8 protein-coding genes are annotated in these 11,447 nt (G+C 66.3%); 4 read left to right on the top strand and 4 right to left on the bottom strand.

The features are described 5' to 3' along the window. Both ACESL8_RS12045 and ACESL8_RS12040 read left to right on the top strand, forming a co-directional pair. The coding region (locus tag ACESL8_RS12045; RefSeq protein WP_372919179.1) for a ribonuclease J at positions 1-1,454 on the top strand (1,454 nt) is incomplete at its 5' end. Next, a complete protein-coding gene (locus tag ACESL8_RS12040) occupies positions 1,451-1,744 on the top strand; it encodes a DUF1467 family protein (RefSeq protein WP_372919177.1) in 294 nt (97 codons plus the stop codon). The genes ACESL8_RS12045 and ACESL8_RS12040, both read left to right, overlap by 4 nt. 280 nt (positions 1,745-2,024) lie before the next feature. Here ACESL8_RS12040 and ACESL8_RS12035 read toward each other — a convergent pair whose 3' ends face one another. The 4 genes from ACESL8_RS12035 to gltX all read right to left on the bottom strand — a co-directional run bounded on the left by ACESL8_RS12035 (position 2,025) and on the right by gltX (position 7,999). After that, complete coding sequence (locus tag ACESL8_RS12035) at positions 2,025-2,867, bottom strand: SDR family NAD(P)-dependent oxidoreductase (RefSeq protein WP_372919175.1); 843 nt, start codon at positions 2,865-2,867, stop codon at positions 2,025-2,027. Positions 2,868-3,007: 140 nt separating this feature from the next. Then, positions 3,008-5,191, bottom strand: coding sequence for a hypothetical protein (locus tag ACESL8_RS12030; protein ID WP_372919173.1), 2,184 nt, complete (start codon positions 5,189-5,191; stop codon positions 3,008-3,010). A gap of 85 nt (positions 5,192-5,276) precedes the next feature. Further along, on the bottom strand, positions 5,277-6,557 hold the full coding sequence (locus ACESL8_RS12025; RefSeq protein WP_372919171.1) for a citrate synthase: 1,281 nt from the start codon (positions 6,555-6,557) through the stop codon (positions 5,277-5,279). A gap of 17 nt (positions 6,558-6,574) precedes the next feature. Next, the gene (gene gltX / locus ACESL8_RS12020) at positions 6,575-7,999 is read right to left on the bottom strand and encodes a glutamate--tRNA ligase (protein ID WP_372919169.1); all 1,425 of its coding nucleotides are present in this window, start codon (positions 7,997-7,999) and stop codon (positions 6,575-6,577) included. Positions 8,000-8,133: 134 nt separating this feature from the next. Here gltX and ACESL8_RS12015 point away from each other — a divergent pair, with 134 nt between their 5' ends. Continuing rightward, a complete protein-coding gene (locus ACESL8_RS12015; protein ID WP_372919167.1) occupies positions 8,134-10,293 on the top strand; it encodes a ComEC/Rec2 family competence protein in 2,160 nt (719 codons plus the stop codon). A gap of 53 nt (positions 10,294-10,346) precedes the next feature. Further along, positions 10,347-11,384, top strand: coding sequence for an amidohydrolase (locus tag ACESL8_RS12010; RefSeq protein ID WP_372919165.1), 1,038 nt, complete (start codon positions 10,347-10,349; stop codon positions 11,382-11,384). The last annotated feature ends 63 nt before the right edge of the window (positions 11,385-11,447 follow it).

The raw sequence follows: 11,447 nt of genomic DNA, 5'->3' as shown, positions 1-11,447 counted from the left end.
TGCTCGGCATCGTGCTCACCCACGGCCACGAAGATCATATCGGCGCCATTCCCTATCTCGCCGCCGATCTGAAGGTGCCGCTTTTTGCCACCCCGTTCACCGCCGGCCTGATCGCCAAAAAGCTGGAGGAAGAAGGGCTGGAGCGCGAGGTCAAGCTCAACATCGTGCCGATGGGCGGCACGCTGCAACTCGGCCCGTTCGGTTTTACCTATGTCGCGCTGGCTCACTCCATTCCCGAGGGCAACGCGCTGATCATCGATACCCCCTATGGCCGCATCTTCCACACCGGCGATTGGAAGCTGGATGATGCGCCGCAGATGGGCACCCCGGCCACGGCCGCCGAACTGACGGCCATCGGCGATAGCGGCATCCTCGCGATGATCGGCGACAGCACCAACGTCTTCAACTCCGAAGCCTCGGGCAGCGAAGCCGACGTGAAAGACGGGCTGATGCGCCTGATCAAGGCCCGCAAGCAGGGCCGTGTGCTGGTGACGACCTTTGCCAGCAACGCCGCCCGGCTCGGCACGCTGGGCCAGGTGGCCAAGGCTTGCGGCCGCGAACTGGTGCTCGCCGGCCGCAGCATGGACCGTATCGTAAAGGTCGCCCGCGCCACCGGCTACCTCAAGGATTTGCCCGAGCCCATCGATTGGAACACGGCGATGAACCTGCCGCGCAACAAGGTGCTCATTTTGTGCACCGGCGCGCAGGGCGAACCAATGGCGGCGCTGTCGCGTATCGCCGAAGGCAGCCACCCGGCATTGAAGCTGGAACCCGGCGATCTCGTCGTCTATTCTTCCAAGCAAATCCCCGGTAACGAGCTTGGCATCGGCCGGGTGCAGAATGCGCTCGCCGCGCGCGGCATCGATATCATCACCGAAAAACAGGCGCATGTGCACGTCTCCGGCCACCCCGGGCAGCCCGAGCTGGAGGCGATGTACGAATGGATTCGCCCTGAAATCGCCATCCCCGTGCACGGCGAACGCCGCCACATGGAAGAACACGCCAAGCTGGCCAAGGAATGCGGCGTGCCAAAGGCGATGGTGCCGATCAACGGCAGCGCCATCCGCCTCGCCCCCGATGGCCCCAAGCTGATCAGCCATGAAAAGGCCGGGCGGCTGCTGCTCGACGGCGAGATCATCCTGCCCGCCGACGGCGCCACCATCGTCGAACGGCGGCGACTGGCCAATTTCGGCCTGATCGCAGTGAGCGTTGTTGTCGGCCGCAACGGCCTGCCCGCCGCCAGGCCGCAGGTGAGCGCCCACGGCGTGCCCGTCGAGGAAGACAAGGCCCAATTCCTCGCCGCCTGCGCCGAAGCCGCCGAAAAGGCCGCCGCCAAAGCCGAATCCAAACGCGGTGAGCCCTATGCCGAAGCCATCCGAGTCGCCGTGCGCCGCATCGCCCGCGAATGGACTGGCAAAAAACCGGTGACGGACGTGCAGGTGACGAGACTGTGAAGCCGCAATCAGTTCTGGCCGTCTATCTGCTGTTCTGGATGCTCACCCTGTTTGCCGTGCTGCCCTTCGGCGTGCGCACGAGCCACGATGACGGCAGCGAATCCGTGCCCGGCCAGGCCAGTTCTGCCCCGTCCAATCCGATGATTGGCAAGAAATTGCTGTGGACCACCCTCATCAGCGGCGTGCTGTTTGCCTTGTTCCTGGCCAATTACACTTATGGCTGGATCACGGTGGACGACGTGCCGTTCTGGCGCACCCGCGGGCCATACGCGCCGGGGCCCTCCGCATAAGGCCGTGCATCCGGCAGGCAGGGGCCGAGGCCCTGCACTCCACATGTTCACGGAGAAACTCCGCTATAATTAGGTGTCATGCTGGCGCAGGCCAGCATCCATCGTCGCACAGGTGGTTCCGGCGCCAATAATCGCCCAATCGGCACAGTGGATGCTGGCCTGCGCCAGCATGACAGGCCATTGACCCGAAAAGACTGCCCGAAAACGAAAGTTGGTGGAGGGCCTCAGGCCCTGCCCACCGGAGGCTGCCTGAACGTCTGCCTCACCACGCCGCAGCCGATCAGCCCTGCATCGCCGCCGTCATCCTGCCGAAGAAAACGCCGTCATCCATCGTGTCGCTCATGGCAATCCACGCTTCGTCGCTCATGCCGCCGCGCATGGAAGCAAACGCCTTGGCATCGTCACCGCACAGCGTCCGGAAAGCGGTGATGCGGCCGCTGACGATGTCCGCCACCGTGCCCGCCACCACCGAAGGCGGCGTGCCATTGCTCGCATCGGCATTCATCGCCACCATGCGCCCGCCGTGGGGGTAGGCGCTGTCGGCACGCGGCTGGGGCAGATTGGCGACGGCCATATCGGTGGCGATGATCCCTGGTTCGATCAGCGCGACCCGCACACCAAACGGCGCCAATTCCTGCGCCAGCACTTCGCTCGCCGCTTCCAGCGCAAATTTCGACGGGGCGTAGGCACTGTGCGAAAAGGCCGCCATCCGCCCCGCGATCGACGAGATGTTGATGATCAGGCCCTGCCGCCGCGCGCGCATGCCCGGCACCACGGCCTTCATGCAGCGCACCGCACCAAAGAAATTGGTGTTCATCACCGCCTGCATCATGGCGACGGACTCGTCTTCCATGGCATTGATCGAAAGGATGCCAGCGTTGTTGATCAGCACGTCGATGGTGCCCATGCTCGGCTGCGCAAACAAACTGGCGACCGACGCATCATCATCGACATCCAGCGCCGCCAGGCTGATCGACAATTGCTCGTTTCGGGCGAGATCGGCGAGATCGCTGCCGGCCGTGTCGCGCATCGTCGCCGTCACGTCATGCCCGGCGCGGGCCAGTGTCAGCGTGATCTCACGGCCAATGCCGCGCCGTGCGCCCGTGACCACTATGCGTGCCATGCTGCTCTCCAAGATCAAGCAAATTGAAGCATCTTCCAAAAGATGCCGGATCATGCACAACACAACGGCGCAAAACACTACACCAGCGAAAGTGGGTGCAGGGCCTCAGGCCCTGCCCGCCGGAGGCCTCTTGCCAAACCTCAATTGAACCGCCCGGCCGCCTGTCCGATGGCCAGATACAATTTGCCCAACGTCGACGACAGCAGCGTCGCGCCCAGTGCTTCGCCGCCGCGCTCGGGCACCACATCAGCCACCAATGATTCAAATTCCTGCAGGAAACGGCTGGCTTCGGTGCGGAATTCCGGATCGTGGGTATAATGGCGCACGAATTGGCGGCCGGCGCCGCTGTCCAGCCCGTGGGCGAGGCGGCGGGCGATGGCGCTGGCATCGCCGGCGGCGTAATCAGCCCAGGTCTTGTCGTCGATATCGTAATCCAGCAGTTTGGCCAGATCGATGGCACTGGATTGCAGGCTGTTGATCAGGCTGTTGGCGCGGCGGCCCAGCGCGTTGCGGGCGCGCACGTCGGCGCGGGTTTCCACTGCATCCACATGCGCTTCCACGTCCGAAAGCGTGCGGGTCAGCCCAAGCAGCCGCTCTGCCACGCGCTCGGCGGCGGCCTGCGCCGATTCGGCGGCGCGGCCCTGCAATTCCATCAATTCCTCGATGCGGTCACGGATTGGCGCGGCAAAAGCCGATTCGGTGCGGCTGATCGCGGCTTTGTCCAGCGCTTCCTCGGCCTCGATGATTACCCCGGCCAGTGCAGTGCGCATGGCGCCGGCGGCATTGTCCGCCACTTCGCGTACGCGGCTGAAGGTATCGATCAATTCGCCCGATGCCGTCAGGCTCAGGCGGCTGGTGTCGCCTTCCAGTGCGCGCATCTGTTCCTCGGCGCGGGCCATGGCATCGGCAAGCTCGGCGGTCGTGGCGGCCATGGTATCGCGGGCAGCGGCAAGGCGGTCGCTGGCGCTGTTCAAGGTGCTGCTGCCGGCTTCCAGCGGCTCGGCCAGCGTGGCGGCCTGCTCCTTGATATTGGCCAATTGCGCTTCCAGCCCGGCGATTTGCCCGCGCAGCGCGCTCACCTGCTGCTCGCCGGCCGGCAACTGGCCTTCGAACAGGGCGATGGTGCGACTGGCTTCGCTGCCCATGGCTTCGAGGCGCAACTGCACGGCGGCCAGCGCGGCATCGGCATCGCCCAGCGGCGCCGTGAGACCGGCCAGTTGCTGGCCAGCGGTGGCCACGCGCTCATCCAGCCCGGCCAGCGCATCGCTGTTGCTGGTGATGGCAGCGGCGAGGCGGGTTTCCAAGGCTTCGACCCGGCCGCCAAGTTCGTCCACCAAAGCGCCGGCACTCGCGCCGCTGGCTTCGATTTCGCCGGTAATCTTGCCGGCCAATTGCTGCAACGCGGCCAGCCGTTCATCCAGCGCGCGCGCCGCTTCGCCGCCGATATGGGCCAGCGCAGTGCGGGCCTGATCGACGCTGGCCAGCATGGCGCTGGTCTGGGCGTGCACGGCCTCGCGGGTTTGATCCACCGATGCGGCGGTGCGCTGGAATGCAGCATCGATGGCGGTGTTGAGCGCGCCGATCGGGGCATCCACCGCATCGCGGGCCTGCGCTGCGGCGCTGGCCATGGCGGCAAGGCCGGTTTGGCTGGCCTGGGCCAGTGCGTTGATCTCGCCGCGGCTGGCCTGCGCGGCGCGGCGGGCTTCGGCTTCGGCCTCGCTGGCGCGGATGTACAACCCGGCGAGCAGCGTTTCGGTTTCGGCCAGCTGGCTGCGCAACTGGTTGTCCACCCGGTTCATCAGCTCGCTCAAGGCTTCGGCCTGGCCGGTGGCCGCAGGCACGGCGCCGGCGACATCGCTGCTGGCAGCAACGGCCTGCGCCACGGTTTCGGCCAGCCGGCTGTTAGCACCGTCAATTGCATTGGCTGCGCCGGAAAGCACGCTGGCGTGGCTCGCCACTGGCGCTTCCATCGCGGCCATGCGGGCGGTGGTGGCGGCCAGTTGCGTTTCGAGGCGGGCCAGCGATTCCGCGCTATGCTCCAGCCATTGCGCGGCCTGGCTGCTGCGGGTATCGGCAATGGCGGCGCGCGCGGCTGCCACGGCGCCGGCATCGCGCAGATGCACTGCGGCCAACAGCGCCGCACCCAGCGGGCCGGCCAGCGCGGCGATCATAAGCAGCAGCGGTTGCAGCGACGGCGCAAGGGCGAAACGGCCGGTGGCGGCACCCCATGCAGCGATGATAGCTGCGGCCCACGCCGCGCTGGCCGCGATGGCCACGATCCAGGGCCAACGGCGCGGTTCGGGAGGAGCCAGAAAATCACCCATGCCGCAGCACAAACAGGAAAAGGGGCCGCCGTTCAAGCCGGCAGCCCCCTTTTGTGCGTTCCCTGATCGAAATAACTGGGGACGGTTAGGCGCGCTGCCCCATCGGCACATAATCGCGGTGCGCGTGGCCGGTATAAAGCTGGCGCGGACGGCCGATTTTCTGATCGGGATCCTCCATCATTTCGGTCCACTGCGCGATCCAGCCGACCGCGCGCGAGATGGCAAACAGCACGGTGAACATCGAAGTGGGGAAGCCGATCGCCGACATCACCACGCCCGAATAGAAATCGACATTGGGGTAAAGCTTCTTGTCGATGAAATACGGATCGTTCAGCGCAATCTGCTCAAGCTCACGCGCGACATCGAAGATGGGATCGGCGATGCCCATCTTGTCGAGCACGTTCTTGGCCACCTTGGCCATCACCTTGGCGCGCGGATCGTAGTTCTTGTACACGCGGTGGCCAAAGCCCATCAGGCGGAATGGATCGTCCTTGTTCTTGGCGCGGGCGATGAATTCCGGAATCCGGTCAGGCGTGCCGATTTCGCGCAGCATGTTCAGCGCGGCTTCGTTGGCACCGCCATGCGCCGGGCCCCACAGGCAGGCGATGCCCGCCGAGATGCAGGCAAACGGGTTGGCGCCCGACGAGCCGGCCAGCCGCACGGTGGATGTGGAGGCGTTCTGCTCGTGATCGGCCTGCAGGATCAGCAATTTTTCCATCGCGTCTTCGATGACAGGATCGATCACATACGGTTCGGCTGGCACGCCAAAGGTCATGCGCAGGAAATTGCCGGCAAACGACAGGCTGTTGTCGGGATACAGAAACGGCTGCCCGATCGAATATTTATACGCCATCGCCGCCAGTGTCGGCATCTTGGCGATGATGCGGTGCGATGCGATCACCCGCTGATGGGGATCGTGGATGTCGGTCGAGTCGTGATAAAACGCCGCCATCGCGCCAACGATGCCGCACATGATCGCCATCGGGTGAGCGTCGCGCCGGAAACCCCGGTAGAACGTCGCCAGCTGTTCGTGGATCATGGTGTGGCGGGTGATGTTGCGGGTGAACTCGGCATTTTCCGCCGCATTGGGCAGATTGCCGTTCAGCAGCAGATGCGCCACCTCCAGAAAGCTTGATCGTTCGGCGAGCTGTTCGATGGGATAGCCGCGATACAACAGTATGCCTTCATCGCCGTCGATATAGGTGATCTTGGATTCGCAACTCGCCGTGCTGGTGAAACCAGGATCAAATGTAAAGCGGCCGGTATTGGCATAAAGTTTGCGAATATCAACGACTTCAGGGCCAATACTGCCCTTGTGCACCGGATATTCAGCGGTTTTGCCGTCGATGATGATGTTGGCTGTCATGCCCGTCTTCCCTTCGCTCATCCCGCCAGAACGTCGTCAATCCGTCCCAACACTTCTTGCCTGCCAAGCACTTCCAAGACCTCGAACAATCCGGGCGACTGGGCCGATCCGGTAACAGCGGCGCGCAGTGGCTGGGCGATCTGGCCAAGCTTGGCCCCTTCGCTTGTCGCCATGTCGCGCGCCACCTGTTCCAGCGCGGCTGCCGACCAGTCATCCTGGGCGGCGAATCGTGCCCGGATGCGGTCAAGCAACCCCGGTGTCGCAGACGCTAGCAGCTTGGCCGCGCCTTCGTCCATGGGGATTGGGCGACTGCGAAGATAGAAAAGGCTGCTTGCTGCCAACTCATTGAGGTTGCTGGCACGTTTTTTCAGTTCCGGCATGGTGCGCTGCAAAAGCGCTTGGTCATCTGCGGTCAATTCGCGGCCCAATGCCGCAGCCGCGCGGGCCGTGATCAGCGCCGCCAGCCGGCCGTCATCGGCGGCACGCAGATAATGCCCGTTCAGATTTTCCAGCTTCTTGATATCGAACCGCGACGGCGAGCGGCCAACGCCGGCCAGTTCGAACCACCCGGTCGCCTCATCGCGGCTGATGATTTCGTCATCGCCGTGGCCCCAGCCCAGCCGCAGCAGATAATTTTCCACCGCCTCCGGCAAAAGGCCCATCTCGTCCCGGTATGCATCCACGCCCAGCGCGCCGTGGCGTTTCGACAGTTTTGCACCGTCGCTGCCGTGGATCAGCGGGATGTGGGCATAGATCGGCTCCTCCCAATTCAGCGCGCGAATCAACGCCAGCTGGCGAAATGCGTTGTTGAGATGATCATCGCCGCGGATCACGTGGGTCACGCCCATGTCGTGATCGTCCACCACCACCGCCAGCATATAAGTCGGGGTGCCATCGGACCGCAGCAGCACGAAATCATCAAGTTCGGTATTGTTCACCGTCACCGCGCCCTGCACCTTGTCGTGAAGGGTAACGGCACCGTCGCGCGGGGCTTTGAGGCGGATCACATACGGCACATCGTTCGGCCGGTCGCTGCGGTCGCGCCAGTGCCCGTCGTATCGCATCGGCTGCTTGGCGGCGCGCTGCTCTTCGCGCAGGGCCGTCAATTCGTCGGGCGTCGCATAACAGCGATAGGCGTGGCCGCTGGCCAACAGTTGGTGCGCCACCTCGGCATGGCGGCCGGCGCGGCTGAACTGATACACCACTTCGCCGTCCCAATTCAAATTGAGCCAGGTCATCCCGTCCAGAATCGCCGCGATGGCTGGCTCGGTCGATCGCGCGCGGTCGGTATCTTCGATGCGCAGGTGAAATTCGCCGCCGTGGTGGCGGGCAAACAGCCAGTTGAACAGGGCGGTGCGCGCCCCGCCGATGTGCAGGAAGCCGGTGGGCGACGGCGCAAACCGTGTGACCACCTTGCCAGCGAAAGCGTTGCTTGCGCTCATGCGCGTTTCATCCAATTCTAGGGCTTCAGGGTCTGGCCGGGAGGGGCAGTCGGGACGGATGGGTGGTTAGCAGAAGGACGCCTGCCAGACAAACGGGAGCCAGACAAACGCCGCGCGGGCAAACCGCAGGGCAGGTGCTTCACACCGGCTGGCTGCGCTGGCTGGACGGCGAACGCGCGCATCTGCCGCTGTGGCTGCCGGTGGCATTGGCAGCGGGTATCGCGCTGTGGTTTGCCTTGCCGTGGGCGCCGTGGCGGCAGGCGGCGGCACTGGCGGCAGCGGCCTTGGCGGCGGCACTTGCGCTGGTCGGGGCCGGGGCCGGGGTCGGGGTCGGGGCCGGGGCCGGGGCCGGGGCCGGGGCCGGGGTGCGGCCGCTGGCGTGGGCGGCGCTGCTGCTGCTCGCCGGGCTGGGCGCTGCCGAAGCTCGCGTGGCCTTCAATCATCATCCGGTGCTGGCTGGCCGTGCCTTTGTCACCATCACGGCACGGGTCGAAAGCGCCGAGCCGCTGGCTTTTGGCGATCAACGCCTGTTGCTGGTGCCCACGCCCGGATTTGCGCTGCCCGGCGGGGTGGACCGCGTGCGCCTCCGCTTGCGGGCATCGGCGCAGGGGGGGCAGCTGCAGGTCGCTGCCGGGGCGATTATTTCCGCCCGCGCGCTGCTGTCGCCGCCAGCGGGCATGGCCGTGCCCGGCGGCTATGATCTGGCCCGCCGTGCCTGGTTCGATGGCATCGGCGCCAGCGGCGTTGCCCTCGGGCCGGTGCGCGTGCTTGGTGCGCCGCAGCCAGGCCCGGGCCTGTGGCTGGCGGGCGTGCGCGGCCAATTGCAGGCGCTGATTACCGCGCGGATGCCGGGGGAGGCGGGCGCCGTGGCAGCGGCGTTTGTCACCGGCTGGCAGGGCGCGATCCCGCCGGCCACGGCGCAGGCGATGCGCGATGCCGGGCTGGCGCATCTGTTGTCGATTTCCGGCCTGCACATCGCGGTGGTGGTGGGCAGCACGGCGCTGTTTTCGCGCAGCCTGCTGGGCTTGTGGCCGTGGTTGGCGCTGCGGGCGCCGGTGCCCACGCTGGCGCTGGCGGCGGGCGCGCTGGCCGGCCTGGCCTATACGTTGCTGGCGGGCGCACAGGTGCCCACGGTGCGCGCGGTGATCGCCGCCTGCATCGTGGTGCTGGGCATGATGCTGGGGCGGCAGGCGCTGTCGCTGCGGCTGCTGGCGGCGGCGGCCTTTGCCATTCTGGTGGTGCGGCCCGAAGCCCTGCTCGGCGCCAGTTTCCAGATGAGCTTTGCCGCCGTCATCGGCATCGTCGCCCTGTACGAAAGCCGGCTGGGCCGCTGGCTGGTGGCAGTGCGCGAGGATGAACCCTGGTGGCAATGGCTGGCGCGCGCCGCGGCCTCGCTGCTGGCGTCAGGTCTGGTCGCCGAATTCGCGCTGTCGGGCATCGGCCTTTATCATTTCGGCCGCAGCGGGCTGTACGGCATCGCCGCCAATCTGGTCGCCATTCCCTATACCAGCTTTGTCGTGATGCCGGCGCTGATGCTGGCGATGCTGGCGGAAATGCTCGGGCTGGGCTGGTTGTGGCCGCTGGCTGGCTGGGCAATGCAGTGGCTGATCGATCTGGCCGATTTCACCGCCAGCCTGCCCGGCGCCGTCATCACCAGCGCCGCCATCCCCGGCCCGGTGTTCGTGCTGGGGGCGGCCGGCGGCCTGTGGCTCGCGCTGTGGCGTACGCGCGCGCGCTGGTGGGGGCTGGCACCGCTGGCGGCGGCGCTGCTGTTGGGGATGGCAGCGCCTGTGCCCGATCTGCTGGTCAGCAGCGATGGCCGCCATCTTGCGCTGCGGCTTGCCGATGGCCGGCTGGCGCACAGCCGGACACGCGTCGGCGATTTCCTGATCGACAATTGGGCCGAAGCCGTCGGCGCCGATCCGGGCAGCGCAGTCTGGCTGGGCACGTTGCCGTTCGCGCGCTGTTCGGCCGAAGCCTGCGTGGCCGATATACAGCGCGCCGGGGACAATGGCGGCCGGCGCTGGCGGTTGCTCGTTACCACCGGGCGCAGCCTGATCCCGCGTGGCACCTTCGCGCCGGCCTGCGCCGCGGCCGATATCATCGTATCGGATCGCCGGCTGCCGGCGTGGTGCCGGCCGCGCTGGCTCAAGCTGGATGCGCGTTCGCTGGCGCAAACCGGGGCAGCAGCGATCGATCTTTCGGATATGCAGGTTCGGGTGGCCGCCGATGCAGCCGGGGATCGGCCGTGGCAGCAGCGCCGGACAGTGTTCAGGCCGCGCGCCGCATTCTGACAGGCTTGCCGGCAGTGCGTTCGGTGATGATGCTGCGCCCGAGGAGAATCAGCATGTCAGCCGTCATCGATGCCATTTCAGACCCTTGGCGCCCGATTGTCGATCCGCACCATCATCTGTGGGATCGGCGCGGCTTTGCGCTTTCGGCCGGCGGCACGCCCTTTGAAAAGGCGATCAGCCTCAGCCCGCTCTATCTGCTCGATCAGTTGAATGCCGATATGGCGGCGGGCCACAATATCGTTGCCACCGTGTTCCTGGAATGCGGGACGTTCTACCGCGCCGATGGCCCGCCGGCGCTGCGCTGCGTGGGTGAAACCGAATTCGTGAACGGTGTCGCCGCGATGAGCGCATCCGGCCTCTATGGCCCGGCGCGGGCCTGTGCCGGCATCGTTGGCCATGCCGATCTCACGCTGGGCGCCGCCGTGCGCCCGGTGCTGGAGGCGCACCTCGCCGCCGCGCCCACGCGCTTTCGCGGCATCCGCCATTCCCCGGCGTGGGACGCCGATCCTGCTGTGCTGGGCATCCTGCAGCGCAATCCGCCCGGCCTGTTGGCGCAGCCCGCTTTCCGCGCCGGCCTCGCCGAACTGGCGGCGCTGGGGCTGAGCTATGATTGCTGGCTGCTGGCGCCCCAGCTTCCGGAATTGGTGGCCATGGCCCGCGCCCTGCCGCAGTTGACGATCATCTGCGATCATCTGGCAACGCCGCTGGGCACGGCGTCCTATGCCGGCCGGCGTGACCCCGATTTTGCCGGGTGGGCGAGCGGTATCGGGGCGCTGGCCGATTGCCCCAACGTGGTGATGAAACTGGGCGGGCTGGCCATGCCGTTTGGCGGCTTTGCCAGCTTCATGGCCGATCCGCCGGCCACGGCGCAGATGCTGGCCGATGAATGGCGGCCTTGGCTGGAAACCGCCATCACCGCCTTCGGCGCAGACCGCTGCATGTTCGAAAGCAATTTTCCGGTCGATCGCGGCACCTGCGATTACGCGACGCTGTGGAACGCGTTCAAATCGTTCAGCGCCGGCGCCACCGAGGCCGAAAAAACTGCGTTGTTCAGCGGCACCGCAGCGCGGGTTTACCGCCTGTCCATCTGAGCGGTGGTAGACGCCTGGGCGCTGCCGGGGCTGGGCGCTTGCCTGCCAAAACAAAAGCGCCCG

This window comes from Sandarakinorhabdus sp., assembly GCF_041689835.1.
GTDB lineage: Bacteria > Pseudomonadota > Alphaproteobacteria > Sphingomonadales > Sphingomonadaceae > Sandarakinorhabdus.
The sequence above is the reverse complement of the archived record's forward strand: the minus strand, read 5'-3'. Positions and strand labels throughout refer to the sequence as shown.

Bases quoted from the DNA above. Each gene is read 5' to 3' on its own strand.
- gltX (WP_372919169.1), bottom strand. From the start codon at position 7,999: ATGAGCGCAAGCAACGCTTTCGCTGGCAAGGTGGTCACACGGTTTGCG.
- ACESL8_RS12035 (WP_372919175.1), bottom strand. From the start codon at position 2,867: ATGGCACGCATAGTGGTCACGGGCGCACGGCGCGGCATTGGCCGTGAG.
- ACESL8_RS12010 (WP_372919165.1), top strand. From the start codon at position 10,347: ATGTCAGCCGTCATCGATGCCATTTCAGACCCTTGGCGCCCGATTGTC.
- ACESL8_RS12025 (WP_372919171.1), bottom strand. From the start codon at position 6,557: ATGACAGCCAACATCATCATCGACGGCAAAACCGCTGAATATCCGGTG.
- ACESL8_RS12030 (WP_372919173.1), bottom strand. From the start codon at position 5,191: ATGGGTGATTTTCTGGCTCCTCCCGAACCGCGCCGTTGGCCCTGGATC.